Raw genomic sequence first — 17,496 nt, forward strand, 5'->3', positions numbered from 1 at the left:
TTGAACCGCTTTTTAATAGCTATCGACGGACCTGCTGGTTCTGGGAAATCTTCAGTTGCAAAACTTGTTGCACAGAAAATGAATATGAATTACCTTGATACAGGAGCCATGTACAGAGCCGTGGCACTTTATTTGCATTCGAAGGGCCTTTCGGCAAAAGACGATCTAAAAAAACATCTGGCAGAGATAGATATTGAATATATCGACGGAGAACTCTATTTAAATAAAAAGAAGGTTTCAGATGAAATAAGATCATCAGAAGCAGGAAAATTAGCATCAGATTTTGCAACAATACCTGCAGTTCGAGAGCGATTAACTCAGATACAAAGACATATATGCCAAAATGGAAAATTTGTGGTAGAAGGAAGGGATATTGGAACAGTTGTTTTACCCGAAGCAGATGTAAAGATTTTCCTCACAGCTTCTTTCAAAGAACGTGTGAGGAGAAGGTTCGAAGAATTGAAAGCAAAAAATATGAACCTTACGATGGAAGATATTGCAGATCAAATAAAGATCAGAGACAGACAAGATTCAAGCAGATCAATAGCTCCCTTGAAACCTGCTGAGGACGCCATCGTAATAGATACCACATCCAAAGACATAAACGAAGTGGCAGACGAAATATGCCAGATTGCCTTCAGGAGGATAAAAGTTGAGGATAATTGTTGCTGAGGATATTGGTTTCTGCTCTGGAGTTCGCAGAGCATTGAAGATGACTTTATCTGAGATCAATGAAAATGAGAAAATTTACACGCTTGGTGAAATTGTACATAACAAAACAGTTGTTGATTCTCTAAGGAAAAGAGGAGTAAACGTACTTCAAGAGAATATTATACCCGAAGATGCAAAAAATTCGTCTTTGATAATACGCGCACATGGTATATCCAGAGATCAGCTATTTGAGCTGCAAAAAGTTTTCAAGAAAATTGTAGACACAACCTGCCCCATAGTACATAATCTTTTTCAAACTGCAAGCAGAATACATCAAGAAGGGTACAGAATAGTTGTATTTGGAAAAGAAAGTCACCCCGAAATGTCTGCTTTAAAGGGTTATGTTAAAGATGCCACGATAACTTTGAAACCACCAGAATTATCCGGAAGAATTTGCATTATGTCACAAACAACTATGTCCATCGATGAATTTTACGACTTCGTTGTAAAATCAATCAGTCAATCAAAATTCAGCGAAATAAGAATCATAAACACCGTGTGCGAAATCACAGCAAGAAGAGAAAAAGAAGCGCAAAAGATAGCTAAACAGGTTGATTTAATGATTATAATAGGTGGAAAAAACAGTTCAAATACTTCAAAACTAACAAAAATAGCTTCGAAATTTACAAGAGCGATCCAAATAGAAACTCCTGAAGAAGTTGATAAAATTAATTTTGATAAGGTAGAGATGATAGGTATCACAACAGGCACTTCAACGCCTGAAGAAGATGTAAAAACAGTTATCGACAAAATTAAGTGTAGGAGGGAAAGGAAATGACTGATGAACACGAAAAGATGGAAAATTTTCAAGAATATCTTGATTTCGTTGAAACCAATCCCGGGAGTGTCGTAGAGGCTGTGGTGACCAGGATAAATCCAGCAGAAGGCATTTCTGTAGACTTTGGTGGTAAAGGTGAAGGGATAATTCAGCAAAATGAGTTAATTCACTCCATTGAAAAATATTCAGTAGGTCAAAAAATCAAAGCTCAAATCCTAAAAATCAATGATGAAGAAGGATATGCTCTGCTATCAGAGAAAAGACCTTACATAAGAGAAATGAGAAATACATTGAGAAAAGCGTATGAGTCTAAAATACCCGTCAAGGGCAAAATAGTACAAACTATTCCGGGAGGATACCGGGTATTAATATCCAATATTTTTGACGCCTTCTTGCCGGGTTCTCAATCTCTGCTTAAAAGAAATCAATCTTTTCAAGAAAAAGAAATGAATTTCCTGATAATTGAGTATTCTGTTCGTAGAAACAAGCTCCATATAGTTGTTTCCAGAAAAGCACTTCTGGAACGGTTAAAGAAAGAATTTTTCAACACTCACAAAGTTGGAGATGAAATTGAGGGAACAGTGGAAAGTATCAGGATGAATCATGCAATAATTGATTTTGATGGAATAAAAGCCTTTTTACCAAGATCAGAAATGTCGCACGATCCTTCGGTTTCACCAGATGATATTCTCAAGAAAAACGATCAAATAAAAGTCAAAATAATAGAAATTAACCCAGCAAGAAGCTCTATAACAGTGAGCTTGAAAGCTCTGGAACCTGACCCATGGCTGAAAGTTTCAGAAAGATATTCTGTAGGAACAGTTGTTCAGGGAACAGTCAAAAGCATAATGCCGTTTGGAATCTTTTTGAACCTCGAACCAGGGCTTGACGGACTGATACACATCTCCGAGGTTTTCTGGACGAGCAAAAAAGCAGATCTTCACAAATATTTCAAGATAGGCCAAATTGTTCAAGCCGAAGTGATAGAAATAGATCCGGAAAAACACAGAATTGCTCTGAGTTATAAAAAAGCCAAAGGAGATCCATGGGAAGAAGTCGTACAGAAATACAACGAAGGAGACGTGGTAAGCGGCAAAATAGTAAGAATCTTACCAGCAGGTGTTATTGTGGAACTGGAAGATGGTGTCAGTGGTTTTGTACCAAAATCAGAACTTTCCTGGAACAAAGTAAAGGATCCAACAGATCTGTTCAAGGAAAAAGACAGATTAAATGTCAAAATATTATCAATAGACAAACAGAAAAGACGAATGAGGCTCAGTGTGAAACAATTAACACCAGACCCATGGGATGAAGTTGTTACAAAACTTTCTGAAAACTCCGTAGCTAAAGCCCTGGTGAAATCAAAAGTGAATTCCGGCTTTATAATAGAATTGAAGGATTTCTCTATCGATGGATTAATGCCTGCGAGTCACGCAGATGAATCTTTAAAAGAGGGAGACGAAGTAGAAGTACTTGTTTTGAGGCTTATACCCGAGCGAAGGAAGCTTCTGGTGAGTCAGAAAAAACTCGAGGAGAAAAAGGCTTACGAAGAATATAAAAGCAAAATTGATGAATCAACAGTAAAAAGAACGCTCGGTGACAGGATGAAGAGTTAATATGGCAACAGTTGTTATAGCTGGAAGGGCGAATGTCGGAAAATCAACGCTTTTTAACAGACTTATCGGACGCAGAAAGGCAATAACAGAAAAGATAGAAGGTGTTACTCGTGATATTATAAAAGGTCTCGTTGTTTACAACGAGACCTCTTTCCTTCTGTACGACACGTGTGGAGTATTTGAATCAACCCGAGATCCCGTTCTCCTTGCAATGCGTGATAAAGCCTTCGAGGCATTTCGAAAAGCAGATCTCATTTTATTCGTTGTGGATGGAAGAAGCGGCATTACATCAGAAGATGAATATGTTGCTCAACAATTGAGAAAAATCGCCAAGAAAGTTCTTATGGTAATTAACAAGTCTGAAAATATGTCCGTGGTTGAAAAAAACCTTCCTGATATAATGAAACTCGGTTTTGCCGAATATATTCCTGTTTCTGCTCAACATGGCAACAACATAGACGAATTACTTGATAAAATTACAAATCTGCTGAGAGAATCTGGCGAGAAATCAATGCTTTTTAAAGAATCTTCACCGAAGATCGCGATTGTTGGAAAACCTAACGTTGGAAAATCATCACTTTTCAACGCTCTTCTGAATATGGACAGAGCCACTGTTACTCCTGTACCCGGCACAACGAGAGATCCTGTGGATGAAATGATCGAAATTAATGGCAAAAAGTACATACTTGTTGACACAGCTGGCATGAGGAGAAAGAGCAGAATAGAAAGAAAAACAATCGAGCAATTCAGTATAAGCAGAACGATTGATACCATACAATCTGCTGATGTTGTTTTGCTTGTTATAGATGCAACCGAAGGCGTTACCAGGCAGGATAAAAGAATTGCTGATTTGATACTCAGCAGTGGTAGAGCCATGGTTTGTGTGATTAATAAATTTGATCTTGTAAACGTACGTAAAAAAGACTATGAGGCAGCGCTTTTCACTGAGATGCCATTCATTAATTTCTGTCGAATAGTTTTTACCAGTGCTGTCAAAAAAAGTGGCCTGGAAAAACTTTTCAATGCTATAGATGAGGCGTACGAATCTTACTGCCGAAAAGTTCCTCAACAACTCTTGAGTAAGCTTGCATCACAACTTCCATTGCTTTCGCCTGCCCTTAGCAGAAAAAATTTGAGGATTTATTCCATAAAGCAAATAAAGATAAAGCCACCGAAATTTGTTATCATGGTTAATAAAAAAGAGCTCACCGACTATCAAACAGAGAAAACATTACAAAGATTTATAAGAGAGAGGGTAGATCAATTTACTGGAACACCATTGGTGATAGAATTCAAAAGTAGGAGATGATTATGAATTATATACTTATTGGACTGATTTCCTATTTTTGCGGAGCAATACCATTCAGTTATCTTCTACCGAAATTGAGAAAAATCGACATCAGAAGAACCGGTAGTGGGAATGTTGGTGGCACAAATGCTCTCAGGGCTGCCGGCCCTGTTATCGGCTTTATTTGTATGGTTCTTGATGGCGTTAAAGCCTTTGTGCCTGTACTTGTTTTTTCTCTGATTTTTAAAGATATTCATTATACAGGAATATCTTCCATTTTTGCTGTCCTTGGCCATGATTTTCCAGTTTTCCTGAGGTTCAAAGGCGGAAAAGGTGTTGCAAGTACCACAGGGGTATTTTTTGCACTTTGCCCGATTTGTGGCTTTACTTTCCTCGCAACCTGGATCAGCATAACTCTTTTAACAAAATATGTTTCACTGGCTTCGATAGTAGGTATGTACGCAGCTTCGTTTGTTGCTTTCTTCTTTAACAAAGACTACGGAGTGTTGTTTTTGTTGCTCTCAACCTTATCAACGTTAAGACACTCGGAAAATATCGAAAGATTGGTCAACAAATCGGAAAGAAAAACTGACTTGATAAAAATAATTAAAAAGAGGGGGTAAGCTTGAGAAAATTACTTTTTCTGCTTTTTGTATTGCACTGCGTGTTGATCTATCCTATAGTTAATGAAGAACAAGCTCGAGAGCTGTTCTCACAGGCTTTATTGCACTGGTATCAGGGAGATGTTTCAAACGCGAGAAATCTCATGGAGCAGGCTCTTTCTGGTCTGATATATGTTGCTGACATACCTGAGTTCTGGTTTTTCACTTCAAAAATCGATATAGATACCAGGGCAGTTGAAAAAGCACAGGAAAATCTCAAAACAGTTCTTGTAGTAAGTCCTGGAAAAGCTGAGGTACTTTCTTTAATAAAAGAAATCGAGGTGCTTTCAAACCCCATAAAATTCTCAACGCCAACAGTATTTGATGAGATCTTAACAGTTCCTGGTTTTACCAGAGGAGTAGAATACTTCTACACACCGAATGCCGTGGCTTTCTATGAAAATTCCTTACTTATAGCCGATGAAGCAAATAAAAGGTTGATAAGATACGAAGAAGGTAAGTACCAAATCTACAAAATAAGTATCTCCCCTCGGAGCATCGCTGCTTTTCCTGAATCTCACGTATATATATCGGGAGATGGAAAACTGATCGAGTACGATCTTCAAAACCTCTCTGAGAAAGTCATAGGTGATGGATTTATTAACCCCATCCTTGCAGGATTTGATAGAGTCAACAGACTATGGGGAGCAGATGTTGATAGAATCTTCACGTGCGACGGTGGAAAAATTACATTTTTTAACCCTGAAGGCTTTCATATAATTGGAGATATCGAGATAACTCCAAACGGGATATGGATACTTGACACATTTGCAAATCAGCTTATTCTTCTTGATTATTCGATGAATGTAATAAAAACATATCCTTCCTACAATGCTTGGAATTTTGAAATCAGTTTATCAGGTGAACCTGTAATTATTACAAAAAACGGCACACTCTCGATAGTGAAAGACGATGGTTTGCACGACCTGTTTACTCCGACAGGTAATACCGTTCTTTTCGAGTACCATTATCCATACCTTATGCTAATGGATTGGAAATCCCATAGTGTGTCAGTCCGATTGATGAAATCTCAGGAGCCAGTAATAGTCAAAGTAGATAATCTGAGTCTTAGCGAAGAATATATCGATCTTTCAATCAGAGTTGAAAATATATCTGGTGAACCGCTGCCGTTTATTCGACAATTAATTCAGGTTCGTGAAGGTGGAGGACCAGTTTTTTTCAACATCTCGGCAAATTATCTGAAACTTGAATGGTTGAAAGCTACCTCAGAATTTTTCAGCGATCTTCTTCCGAAAATAAAAAGAGGTTCCCTCTATGGCGTATTATTCGATAATACTCCAAAAGAATGGAAAAGAACAGATCTCGTAACACTTAGAGGAAAAAACATTAAACTTTTTTCCCGTTCGCAGGTAACGGATTTAGAATTGCTATCTGGAGGCTTTGGACCAGTAAATTCCGAAAGAGAAATATGGCAGCCTGTCTGGTCCATATCTTTCAAGCGCACAAGGCCTATCCCATCGGATATTGTCCCGGTTGCTGTCGAGGTAAAAATTGGCCAGGAGGTTTATTCAGACACTATATATTACACAAGAGGAATGGTGGAATGAAAATTGAGAAGATTTTTCAGGAAGCCTACACAGCGTCGCAATCCGGCGATTTATCAAAAGCTGAGTTTCTTTATAAAAAATGTTTAGAAATTCAGCAAACACCGGAAGTGTGGAATAACCTTGGAAATGTTTACAGAAAACAAGAAAAAAATGCCAGGGCTATAGAATGTTATCAGAAAGCTATCGAAATGGACAAGAATTTTCTGCCTGCATATACAAATATGGCCTGCACTTTATTGAATCTTGAAAGATATGACAGTGCGAAACTTATCTTAACCAGAGCCTTACAGCTTAACAGAGACGACAGTACGGTCAAAGCAATGCTCATAGTTTGTCATCTTGCCTTGAAAGAAACTATCGAAGCAATTGACCTGTATGCTGAAAATATAAATGATAACCAATTAGCTGAAGAATTGAGAGAGTACGGCGTTCTGGAAAAGCTCAAAGAATTGAGAAAAACGTGGAATAGATACTAATTTTGAAAAAAGATAGTTATAAGAAGTGGGTCTATCTTTGTTTTGACTATTCTCTTAAATTTCTGTACAGTATTATCGACTTTCTTAAAGTTCACATTCAATTCCTGCTCTATTTGTTCATAACTCGATCCATTTATCCACATACTGATTATCCCCTGTTCCAGATCGGTAAGATGCCCGTTTACTTTTTCCATAACTATTTCTAAGACAGCTTGGCGCACTGTTGAAGTCCCTGCGTCTTCGAAAGAATAACCGGTTTCATCAGATTCTTCATCAGTTATGGAATCGACGCTCAAAGCATCTGTCAACATTCTGTTCTTCCTCCGGTTAAGAAAGGTGAGAAAGGACTTCAACTCCGATTCTACACTTGTCCAGGCAAAAGAAGTGAATCCTCCTTTATCAGACTGGTAATAATAAACTGCCTTGATCAAACCAACCAGACCGTTTTGAACCAGATCTTGAAACTCTGCCCAGGGCGCATAATATTTTGAGGAAATTTTTACAACCATAGGATAGAATTTCTCTACCAAAAGGTCTAAGGCTTCTTTAAGCCCGCTTTGAGCAAGATTCACAAGTTCTTCCGTTCTCTTAGTTCTCAAACTGTATTTTACATTCAAACGTGATACCCACTTTCAATCATTTTGGCGAGTTGACCTATATTTTCCACTATAAGATCTGGTTTTCTTGCAACAGATTTCAGATCATGCAAGGTCGTCTCACCAGATAAAACAAGTATTGAAAAAACACCTGAATTGTAGGCAAATTCCATATCGGTATAGAGCCTGTCACCAACCATCGCTATCTTATCAGGAGATACGCCGGTTTTCCTGACAATCATTTTTAGCATCAGAGGGTTCGGCTTTCCAACGATATAATCAGGTTTCCTCAAAGTGGATTTTTCTATCAATGCCATAAAAGAACCCGCATCAGGTACTGGCCCATGCAATGACGGGCAATTTACATCCAGATGAGTTGCTATGTATTTCAGGCCCTTTCTTAAAAACAAACACCCGAGAGAAAGCTTACGATAGTTGATCTCTGTATCATATCCAAGCACCACTAATTGTGGGTTTTGCTCAGTATTTTTATGTCCGTAACTCTCCAGTGTTTTTACAAGTGATTCAGTACCTATTGTAAAAAGATCCACATGACCAAATCTTTCCTCAAGGAAAAGAGCCGTAGCCTCACCGGAGGTAAAGATATCTTCAGGAGTTACATCGACCCCAAGTTTTTTCAGTTTTTCTACATAATCAAAATTGTTCTTTGAAGAATTATTTGTTAAAAACATAACCCTCTTTTTTTGCTTTCTTACCACATGAAGAAAATCCAGCGCGCCTGTTACAAGTTTATCTCCAATGTAAAATGTTCCATCCATGTCTAAGAGAAACAGATATACTTCATTGAGATTCAGTGCCTTCACCTCATAAATACGATACCAGAATAGCTGCCTTCTGAAAAGATGTAACCTTGAAATTGCACTACCGATCTGGTAATATTATTAAGCGGTTTGAGAAAGGGGTATGAGAGATGGCAAAAAGATGTGAAATATGTGGAAAAGGACCTGTAGCTGGCAAAAACGTCAGTCACTCCAATAGACACACTCGAAGAATGTTCAGACCGAACCTTCAGAAAATTCGTGTGATTACCGAAGATGGAACTGTCAGGACTATGAGAGTCTGTACCAGATGTCTCAAGGCAGGCAAAGTTCAAAAAGCAACAGCATGAACGCGCGGGTTTATCCGCGCGATTTTGTTTTCAACTTTCCAGATATTGAAAACAGCCTTCACGTTTGATAAAATGTACCTGTGCGATTCTTCCGAAAAGGATGGTGGACAGATGGATTTGAGAAAATTCATCAGAGATATTCCTGATTTTCCATTTGAAGGAATTATTTTTAGAGATGTTACTCCCCTCTTGAAAAACCCTCAGGCTTTCCAGGCAGCTATAGATAAAATGGCAGAAACTGTGTCTGATATCGATTTCGATTTAATTGTTGCTCCAGAAGCAAGGGGATTTATTTTTGGTTCTGCTCTTGCTTACAAACTTCACAAAGGCTTTATTCCGGTTAGAAAACCTGGAAAATTGCCTTACGAAACAACATCAATTGAATATGATCTCGAGTATGGGACAGCCAAGCTTCAAATTCATTCTGATGCAATAGATAAAGGAGAGAAAATCCTGCTTGTTGATGACGTTCTTGCGACAGGTGGTACAGCAAATGCAATAGCACAGCTTGTGAAAAAACTCGGTGGCGAGGTTGCGGGAACATGCTTCTTAGTTGAATTAACATACTTGAATCCAAGAGAAAGACTCAGAGATTACCTCATCAGAACTGTTATCTCTTACTGAGGGGGAGTAGAAATGCTCCGTTTCGATTTCAGTTTTATGTTCGAGCCAAATACAAAAGGAGGAATAAATGAAGAAGAATTCAACTCTGTAAAACAAATCATATCAAAATCCGTAGATAGAGTTGTTAAGAATCGACCAGCATTTGTCAGCGTTGTTTTTGACAGGAGTCATATAGATTCGATTGAAGACATCAGGCAATGGGTTCTTTCTTTCGACAGCCTTGTGGTAGTTGGAATTGGTGGTTCGAACCTTGGAGCAGTAGCTCTTGCAAATGCACTCACACCACTTAATTGGAATCATCTTTCAAAACAAGAAAGAAACGGCTATTTGAAGATCTTTTTTCTTGAAAACGTTGATCCAGACCAATCTGCTGCTATTCTCGATGAAATTGATCCCCGCAAGACTCTTTTCAATATAGTATCAAAATCTGGTTCAACTGCTGAATGTCTTGCACATTATCAAATAATCAGATCGCTTTTGCAATTGCGAGGAATAAATACTACCGAACACTTAATTTTCACAACAGACCCCACAAAAGGTTTTTTAAGACGCGTAGCGAATCAGGAGAAAATTCGAACACTTGATATCCCTGAAAATTTAGGAGGAAGATTCAGTGTCCTTTCTCCTGTCGGGCTTTTGCCAGCAATGGCATGTGGCGTAGATATCAAAGCTCTGCTTGATGGTGCAAAAGATGCATATCTCAAATGTGCAGACATAAATGTTGAAAAAAATCCTGCCGCTATGATAGCCGCGTGTCACTATTTAAACAAGAAAAAAGGTAGAAACATCACAGTTATGATGCCATATTCAAATAAATTATACTCACTTGCCGATTGGTTCAGACAGCTCTGGGCTGAAAGTCTTGGAAAGAAATATTCCCTGACAGGGGAGGTTGTCAATGAAGGATTAACACCAGTAAAAGCGCTCGGCGCGGTAGATCAACATTCACAATTGCAACTTTACAACGAGGGCCCTGATGACAAAACAATAATCTTTTTAGAAGTTGAAAAACACGAGCGTGATATATTAATACCATCTACTCATAAAGATGACGATATCTCCTATCTCAGCGGTAAAACTCTCTCAACGCTCCTGAAAAGTGAGTTAACTGGCACAGAAAGAGCGCTTGCTAACAATGGTCGTCCAAGCATGAGGGTTGTGTTTCCGACTATAAACGCTTACGATATGGGGCAATTTTTCATGTATTTTGAGTTTACAACAGCACTGATGGGTAACCTTTTGAATATTAACCCTTATGACCAACCGGGTGTTGAGCTCAGCAAGAAAATAACATATTCCCTGATGGGTAGGAAGAATTACGAAGAAACAGAATTTGCAGAACCTTCCAAAAAGGTTGTGATAGATTGAAAGATTACATAGTAAAGATCTTCGATCCGTCCATGATCTATTTTTTGAAAGAGAGCCCTTTCGGCGACGATATTTACGTTGTTGTAGTCAAGGAAAGTGAAAAGATTGCTGAGAAACTTTCAAAACTTTATCAGCAGGCAAAAGATGAAATAGCTGTTGTGGTTTTAACGCTTGAAGAATACAGAAATTTTGAAACATTGCTCTCAGAAAAAGGAGAAAAATTGTATTGAAATTCGTAGTAGGTCTGACAGGCAAAATGGGGTCTGGAAAAAGTACAGTTGCATCTATTTTAAAAGAATTTGGCGCAAAAGTAATAAACGTTGATCTGATTGGACACTCTGTACTTTCGAACGAGAAAGTGAAAGATTCCCTAAAAAAGATCTTTGGAGAATCAATCTTTCTGAAAAACCAAATAGATAGGAAAAAACTTGCCCGCGTAGTGTTTTCAGATCTGAACAAACTTTCCTCCTTAGAGAAAATAGTTCATCCATTAATACGTATTGAAGTTGAAAAACAAGTAGAATCATCAGATGGCTTGATCGTTATAGACGCAGCTATTTTACACAGACTCAAACTGGATAAAATATGCGATATAGTGATTTTAATAAAATCACCAGAAGATAAAATAATACATCGCCTTAGGGAAAAAGGAATGAATGAAGAGGAAATTCGAGAACGTTTAATGGCTCAGCACGACATTGTTGAAACAGATCTGGTCATAGTGAATGATTCCGATCTATTAGATTTACGTCGAAAAATAAAGAATTTTTACAATGAGGTGATAAAATCAAAACTGTATCATTCAACAGGGGAGGTGTAGTTATGAAAAAACTTTTTCTGGTGACTTTGCTTGTTCTGGTAATCACTCTGGGTTTTGCAAAAGTTAAGGTGACTTTTTGGCATGCTATGGGCGGAGGACATGGCAAAACTTTGCAGGAAATCGTTGACTTTTTCAATCAGCAACATCCAGATATCGAAGTTGAAGCGGTTTATATAGGAAACTACAGTACATTACAGCAGAAACTACTCGCTGCAGCACAGGCGGGAGGTCTCCCAACAATCTCGCAAGCATATTCAAACTGGACAGCAAAACTGATCTATTCTGGGATAGTTCAGCCACTCAATGATTTCCTCACTGATCCAAAAATAGGTCTAAGTTCAACCGAGTGGCAGGACATTTGGGAGCCAATGAGAATGAACTGCACTTGGGACAAAACCGTTTACGCAGTTCCGTTCAACAAAAGCATCTATGTTATGTATGTCAATACAGATGCACTAACACTTGCCGGTTTGAACATCCCGGAGACAATTGGAGAGCTGAAAAAAGCAGCCATACTCATGACTGAAGATTTTGACGGCGATGGTACGATAGACCAATATGGATTCGCATTCCGCTCAACGGTGGATCATTTTGAGGTGTTTCTCGCGTTGAACGGCGGTGACATTCTTGCAAAAGATGAGAATGGAAAATGGAAAGTAACTATCAACAGCTCCGAATCAAGAGAAGTTCTTCAATTCCTGTTAGATTTGAAAGACAAATACGCATTTGTACAGGGAGGTTACTTAGACGGTCCTTTCGGCGAAGGAAAAATAGCGATGTTTATAGAAACAGTAGCCAGTAAACCCTATGTTGCGAGCGCTTCTCAAGGAAAACACGGCTGGAGTTGGGCACCGCTCCCGGTTTGGAAAACACAAAATGCACTGTTTGCAGGAACTGATTTAATCATGTTCAGTACGGCAAAAGATGAAGAAAAGAAAGCTGCATGGGAATTCATGAAATTTTTAATTTCTCCAGATATAACGGCATACTGGGCGACAAAGACAGGATACCTACCTGTCAGAAAAAGTGCAACAGAAACCGATTTGTGGAAGAAATTCCTTGCAGAAAATCCAGATGCGGAGGTTCCTTTGAAACAATTACCCAATGGTGTTTTTGATCCACAACTTGGTGTCTGGGCAGAGATAAGGACCATAGTCGGAAACATGGTTAACGACGTTCTGTACGGAAAGAAAACAATAGATGAAGGTTTATCCTGGGCTGAACAGGAAATTGCAAGAGAACTTCAAAGAGAAGGACTGTAATTAAAAGGGGGCTGCTGAGCCCCTTTTTCATCTGGAGGTGACTTTGTGCGCGGAGATCCATTCGGACTTCATAGAGTTATAGAACCAAAGGGTAAATTACCTCAACCTGCCTGGAAAATTGACAACGATACTTCGAAGATATATGACAACGAAATTTTGATAGATGTCATAAAACTGAACATAGATGCTGCATCTTTTACACAAATTAAAAATGAAGCTGGGAAAGATGAATCAAAAGTAGCTGAGAAAATTATGCAAATAGTTAAAGAACGTGGTAAGATGCACAACCCAATAACAGGTTCTGGGGGAATGCTGATAGGGAAAATCAAAAAAATTGGAAAAGACCTGAAAATAGATGCAAATGAAGGTGATAAGATAGCAACACTCGTTTCATTGAGTTTGACGCCTCTGAATTTGAAAAAAATCACAAAAGTTCACCTTGACAAAGAACAGGTTGATGTTGAAGCTGAAGCCATATTGTTTGAAACGGGGGTTTTTGCAAAATTACCTGAAGATATGCCAGAATCAGTGGCACTGGCTATCTTAGACGTAGCTGGTGCTCCGATACAAACCGCAAGACTTGTTTCGCCTGGAGATACTGTTTTAGTAACTGGTGCTGCGGGAAAATCTGGTGTACTTTGCTGTTACGTAGCAAAGAAATATGCCGGGCCGACTGGCAAGGTTATTGGCCTGGTTCATTCAGAAAAATCTGTAGCTGAGCTTGAAAATCTAAAAATAGTTGACAGAGTAATGGTCTCAGATGCTCAGGATGCAGTTGGAACCTACAAAAAATTCATGGAAATGAACGGCGGTGAACTTGCAGACGTTGTTATAAACGTTGTGAATGTTCCTGACACGGAAATGGCTTCTGTGATGTGTTGTAAAGAACGCGGTAAGGTTTACTTTTTCTCTATGGCAACCAGTTTCACAAAAGCAGCTCTTGGAGCTGAAGGTATAGGCAAAGATGTGGATATGATTATCGGGAATGGTTATGCAAAAGACCATGCAAAGTTCGCTTTAGAAATTGTGAGAGAAAACAAGAAACTTTATGAACTATTCCTTAAAAGGTATGGATGAGGTGAAAAATGAGACATATCGATGATTTTACAATAGATTATTTTCATGACAGTCAGGAAGCCATGAAACTTTATGAGACAATACAGAATCTGGAAAAAGATCTGTCAATAACTCTAAAAATCGGAAATAACGAATACTTTGGGAATATCAATGTGGCAGCTTATACAGTTGAGAATGAAAATGAATTTCCATCTCTCACAGCTCTGATAGCTTTGCATGGAGAAAGCACCATCAACACGCTCACAGAGAAAGGCGCTGATTTTTCTGAAACCAGTTTGCTTGGAGAGCTTTCATTCATAAAAAACTTTTCAAAACACCTTGCAACGTTGATCTGGCTTGATAGTCTTGAAGAAGATTTTGCCCTGATAGAACTTGGAAATGGTGTGATATGCATAACAAAATATTCGGATATCAAAAATATTAATCAGGAAGAGCTGGCCAAGAAAATTGTGCGGGAATATGCAAAAAGGCATTTCGGTGCAGAAAGAAACTACACTGTAAAAGTACGAACAGGTTCTTTAATTGATTTTTGAACACCTGTTGGTATAATGAAAATAAAGCGGAGGCGTGTCCGAATTGGCTAAGGAGCCGGTCTCGAAAATCGGTGGGCTTTTAAGCCCTTGTGGGTTCGAGTCCCACCGCCTCCGCCAGTTTTTATAGCGAGGTGAAATAATGGTAGTTGTCAAAAACATAGACGAAATGAAAAAGATATGTAGAGAGTTGAGAAAAGAAAAAACAATAGGCTTTGTTCCAACAATGGGTTATCTGCATGAAGGACATCTTTCCCTGGTCAGACGTTCAAAAAAAGAGAATGATATAACTGTTGTCAGCATATTTGTCAATCCAACGCAATTTGGTCCAAATGAGGACTATAATTCTTACCCAAGAAATTTAAATCGTGATGCGTCTCTTCTCGAAAAAGAAGATGTTGATTATGTTTTTGTTCCCGAAATTGAACAAATGTATCCAAAAGATTATTCTACCTACATCAATGAAGAGAGTCTTTCAAGACACTTATGTGGCAGATCAAGACCAGGGCATTTCAGAGGTGTCTGCACAGTTGTAACCAAGTTGTTCAACATAGTGAAACCCAACCGTGCATATTTTGGCCAGAAAGATGCACAACAGTTTCGTGTAATAAGAAGAATGGTCAGGGATTTAAACATGGACGTAGAAGTAATAGAATGCCCGATTGTGAGAGAGCCAGATGGTCTTGCAATGAGTTCAAGAAATATTTATCTATCAACTGAAGAAAGGAACCAGGCGCTTGCATTGAACAGATCCCTGAAAATTGCGGAAAATCTATACAGGTCTGGCGAAAAAAATACCGAAAGAATGAAAGAAAAAATAGTACAGTATCTGTCTTCCTTCGATAAAATAAAAATAGATTACGTAGAAATAGTTAGTGAGGAAACCCTTGAACCTGTTGAAAAAATCGAAGGAAAAGTCATTGTTGCCATTGCGGCTTGGGTTGGGAAAGCTCGCCTGATCGACAACACTATTTTAGGAGAAATATAAATTGATACTGGATGTTTTCATAATAGCACTCTTACTTTCCCTCATTCTGAAAAAAAGAATTTTCCATCTTGACAAACTCGAAATCAAAGCGATTTATTTGTTTCCCGTGCCTTTTATTATACAAATACTCCCTTTTCAACAAAGAGGCCTCTTGATGGCTATCTCTTATGGATTACTTTTTACTGCAATGATGTTAAACTGGAAAATCAACGGTTTTAAATTCATGGCAGCTGGTTCAGCTATGAATGCGCTCGTGATACTTTTCAACAATGGAAAAATGCCCGTTTATGAACCTTTTGCCAGAATGCTTGAACTCGACCTGACAGTGAAACACACATTTGTTTATTCTTTTTCTGAAAAACTTATCCTTGGAGATTGGATACCCATTATCCTTCCATGGGCCAGAAAATTTCTCATAAGCCCTGGAGATATTCTCATATATGCAGGGGTGTTTATCTTCTTTTTAACCATCGAAAAAACCCATCGATAGCTTTCAAACATAAGCCATTTTCGTCATATCAAAATTGTATTTATGATATGATAACTATATGGAGGTGATCGTATGAAAGTACTAACTTCTTTCTTTTTGATTGTCTCCGTTTTTCTATTTGCAACCACTTTTCCAGCAAGAATAAGTGTTTTATTGAGCAATGAATTAGACAATGCGGGAACAACAAAAGGTTATGTTTTTAACGAGGTGAAAATCGAGTGTTTAAGTGAAACATCTATCGAAGCCCAATCTTTTGAAAAAGGATCCGTGGTAATAATCAAACCGGGAGCAAACGGATTGTTAATGAATGATACACAGATCAACTCAGATTCAATAACAATTAAGGGAATGATCAAGGTTCTTTCGGCAAAGCGCTCCTATGGAACACCCGTTTATGAAGACACCATCTTAGTAAAAATGATCGATAAGGGGATAATACTTATAAACGAATTAGACATCGAAAACTACGTGAAATACGTTGTACCAAGTGAAGTACCAGGTTGGTTTGAAAAAGAAGCTATAAAAGCACAGGCAGTTCTTGCAAGAAGTCGCGCCATCGCTGATGTTCTAAAAGGTCCTAAGGATAATTTCTATGGGGCCCACTGCGACGATAGTACGAAAAGCCAGGTTTTTAACAACAAAGAAATTTCCGAAATCGTTGAAAAAGCTGTTGAAGAAACACAGGGGAAAATTATGTTTGTAAATGGATATCCCGTAGAAACAGTGGTTTACTTTTCAACATCATGTGGTTTTACATCAAACAATGAGGAAGTATGGAGTGATGAACAGGGCAATTTTCCAGGTGCGGTTATACCTTATCTCAGGTCAAAACCACAATTTGGAAAACTCTTAGTTGAAAACAAAAATGAGGAATTCTGGAATAAATTTTTCAGAGCTTTCTGGGGCATTGAAAAAGAACTATGTGATTTTTACGACAGAGAGTCCCCATGGTTCAGATGGAAAGTAACCATGACACGTGAAGAACTTGAAAATGTCATCAGCAAGGGTTTGATTGCGAGAGAAAAAGCTGACCAGCTTTTAGGGGTAGATGCAATAAGAACTCTGCAGGGGATTCCTGTAGATATTAATAATGCTAACTTTTCTATTGGGGAACTCAAAGATTTAAAAATTGTCAGAAGAGGAGAAGGTGGAATAGTTATGACGCTCAGGATAGTATCGGAGAATGGAATTTATGAAATAGACAAGGAATACAACATCAGATTCATTATACGCCCGACCAAAAGTCTCACAGGCTTTAACAGGGATATAATCATTGAACGGCATGATGGTTCTACTTACAGTAATTATTCTATACTGCCAAGTGGATACTTTGTATTTGACATTGATAGAGAAAATGGAAAAATAAAACAAGTTACTTTTTATGGTGGAGGAAATGGCCACGGTGTTGGAATGAGTCAGTACGGAGCCAACTACCTTGCCAAAATTGGGAAAAACTATCAACAAATATTAAAAACTTTCTACGAAGGCAAGATAGAAAATATCTTTTAAGGGA

20 protein-coding genes and 1 tRNA gene are annotated in these 17,496 nt (G+C 38.3%); 19 read left to right on the plus strand and 2 right to left on the minus strand.

Annotation, left to right across the window (positions count from 1 at the left end; all coding sequences use genetic code 11):
* From cmk to TEL01S_RS08555, 7 genes are read left to right on the plus strand one after another with little or no spacing between them, the layout of a single operon-like run.
* The gene (gene cmk, locus TEL01S_RS08525; RefSeq protein ID WP_012003679.1) at positions 1-672 is read left to right on the plus strand and encodes a (d)CMP kinase; all 672 of its coding nucleotides are present in this window, start codon (positions 1-3) and stop codon (positions 670-672) included.
* Positions 653-1,489, plus strand: a complete 837-nt coding sequence (gene ispH, locus TEL01S_RS08530) for a 4-hydroxy-3-methylbut-2-enyl diphosphate reductase (protein WP_012003680.1) — start codon at positions 653-655, stop codon at positions 1,487-1,489. The genes cmk and ispH overlap by 20 nt, the downstream gene beginning before the upstream one ends.
* Positions 1,486-3,105: a 30S ribosomal protein S1 gene (locus TEL01S_RS08535; protein ID WP_012003681.1), complete on the plus strand. Its 1,620-nt coding sequence runs from the start codon at positions 1,486-1,488 to the stop codon at positions 3,103-3,105. Before ispH ends, TEL01S_RS08535 begins: the two co-directional genes overlap by 4 nt.
* Position 3,106: 1 nt before the next feature.
* Entirely contained in the window at positions 3,107-4,414 is a 1,308-nt protein-coding gene (der, locus tag TEL01S_RS08540) for a ribosome biogenesis GTPase Der (RefSeq protein WP_012003682.1), read from the plus strand.
* A gap of 2 nt (positions 4,415-4,416) precedes the next feature.
* Positions 4,417-5,016, plus strand: coding sequence for a glycerol-3-phosphate 1-O-acyltransferase PlsY (gene plsY / locus TEL01S_RS08545; RefSeq protein ID WP_012003683.1), 600 nt, complete (start codon positions 4,417-4,419; stop codon positions 5,014-5,016).
* Positions 5,017-5,018: 2 nt separating this feature from the next.
* Positions 5,019-6,623, plus strand: coding sequence for an NHL repeat-containing protein (locus tag TEL01S_RS08550; RefSeq protein WP_012003684.1), 1,605 nt, complete (start codon positions 5,019-5,021; stop codon positions 6,621-6,623).
* Positions 6,620-7,099: a tetratricopeptide repeat protein gene (locus tag TEL01S_RS08555; protein WP_012003685.1), complete on the plus strand. Its 480-nt coding sequence runs from the start codon at positions 6,620-6,622 to the stop codon at positions 7,097-7,099. Before TEL01S_RS08550 ends, TEL01S_RS08555 begins: the two co-directional genes overlap by 4 nt.
* Here TEL01S_RS08555 and TEL01S_RS08560 read toward each other — a convergent pair.
* Positions 7,096-7,716, minus strand: coding sequence for a sigma-70 family RNA polymerase sigma factor (locus TEL01S_RS08560; RefSeq protein WP_012003686.1), 621 nt, complete (start codon positions 7,714-7,716; stop codon positions 7,096-7,098). The genes TEL01S_RS08555 and TEL01S_RS08560 overlap by 4 nt on opposite strands.
* The gene (locus TEL01S_RS08565; protein ID WP_012003687.1) at positions 7,713-8,519 is read right to left on the minus strand and encodes an HAD-IIA family hydrolase; all 807 of its coding nucleotides are present in this window, start codon (positions 8,517-8,519) and stop codon (positions 7,713-7,715) included. Before TEL01S_RS08565 ends, TEL01S_RS08560 begins: the two co-directional genes overlap by 4 nt.
* A gap of 107 nt (positions 8,520-8,626) precedes the next feature.
* On the opposite strand from TEL01S_RS08565, the gene rpmB reads away from it, so the two are divergent.
* From rpmB to TEL01S_RS08625, 12 genes are all read left to right on the plus strand, one after another.
* Positions 8,627-8,824 carry a 50S ribosomal protein L28 gene (gene rpmB, locus TEL01S_RS08570; protein ID WP_012003688.1) on the plus strand — a complete coding sequence of 66 codons (198 nt, stop codon included), beginning with the start codon at positions 8,627-8,629 and terminating at the stop codon, positions 8,822-8,824.
* 111 nt (positions 8,825-8,935) lie between these two features.
* A complete protein-coding gene (locus TEL01S_RS08575) occupies positions 8,936-9,448 on the plus strand; it encodes an adenine phosphoribosyltransferase (RefSeq protein ID WP_012003689.1) in 513 nt (170 codons plus the stop codon).
* Positions 9,449-9,460: 12 nt separating this feature from the next.
* Positions 9,461-10,816, plus strand: coding sequence for a glucose-6-phosphate isomerase (locus TEL01S_RS08580; RefSeq protein ID WP_012003690.1), 1,356 nt, complete (start codon positions 9,461-9,463; stop codon positions 10,814-10,816).
* Positions 10,813-11,046: a hypothetical protein gene (locus TEL01S_RS08585; RefSeq protein ID WP_012003691.1), complete on the plus strand. Its 234-nt coding sequence runs from the start codon at positions 10,813-10,815 to the stop codon at positions 11,044-11,046. Before TEL01S_RS08580 ends, TEL01S_RS08585 begins: the two co-directional genes overlap by 4 nt.
* On the plus strand, positions 11,043-11,636 hold the full coding sequence (coaE, locus tag TEL01S_RS08590; RefSeq protein WP_012003692.1) for a dephospho-CoA kinase: 594 nt from the start codon (positions 11,043-11,045) through the stop codon (positions 11,634-11,636). Before TEL01S_RS08585 ends, coaE begins: the two co-directional genes overlap by 4 nt.
* A 2-nt stretch (positions 11,637-11,638) precedes the next feature.
* Positions 11,639-12,898 (plus strand): ABC transporter substrate-binding protein, encoded by a 1,260-nt coding sequence (locus TEL01S_RS08595; protein ID WP_012003693.1) that lies wholly within the window; start codon positions 11,639-11,641, stop codon positions 12,896-12,898.
* 45 nt (positions 12,899-12,943) lie between these two features.
* Complete coding sequence (kdd, locus tag TEL01S_RS08600; RefSeq protein WP_028843781.1) at positions 12,944-13,975, plus strand: L-erythro-3,5-diaminohexanoate dehydrogenase; 1,032 nt, start codon at positions 12,944-12,946, stop codon at positions 13,973-13,975.
* Positions 13,976-13,983: 8 nt separating this feature from the next.
* A complete protein-coding gene (locus TEL01S_RS08605; protein WP_012003695.1) occupies positions 13,984-14,508 on the plus strand; it encodes a hypothetical protein in 525 nt (174 codons plus the stop codon).
* Positions 14,509-14,536: 28 nt separating this feature from the next.
* Positions 14,537-14,625, plus strand: a tRNA-Ser gene (locus TEL01S_RS08610).
* A gap of 22 nt (positions 14,626-14,647) precedes the next feature.
* The gene (gene panC / locus TEL01S_RS08615; RefSeq protein WP_028843780.1) at positions 14,648-15,493 is read left to right on the plus strand and encodes a pantoate--beta-alanine ligase; all 846 of its coding nucleotides are present in this window, start codon (positions 14,648-14,650) and stop codon (positions 15,491-15,493) included.
* A gap of 1 nt (position 15,494) precedes the next feature.
* Positions 15,495-15,983 (plus strand): DUF5317 domain-containing protein, encoded by a 489-nt coding sequence (locus TEL01S_RS08620; RefSeq protein ID WP_012003697.1) that lies wholly within the window; start codon positions 15,495-15,497, stop codon positions 15,981-15,983.
* Between the two features lie 72 nt (positions 15,984-16,055).
* Positions 16,056-17,492, plus strand: coding sequence for a SpoIID/LytB domain-containing protein (locus TEL01S_RS08625; RefSeq protein ID WP_028843779.1), 1,437 nt, complete (start codon positions 16,056-16,058; stop codon positions 17,490-17,492).
* The last annotated feature ends 4 nt before the right edge of the window (positions 17,493-17,496 follow it).

Origin of the sequence: Pseudothermotoga elfii DSM 9442 = NBRC 107921 (genome assembly GCF_000504085.1) — a bacterium.
Classification (GTDB): Bacteria; Thermotogota; Thermotogae; order Thermotogales; family DSM-5069; genus Pseudothermotoga_B; species Pseudothermotoga_B elfii.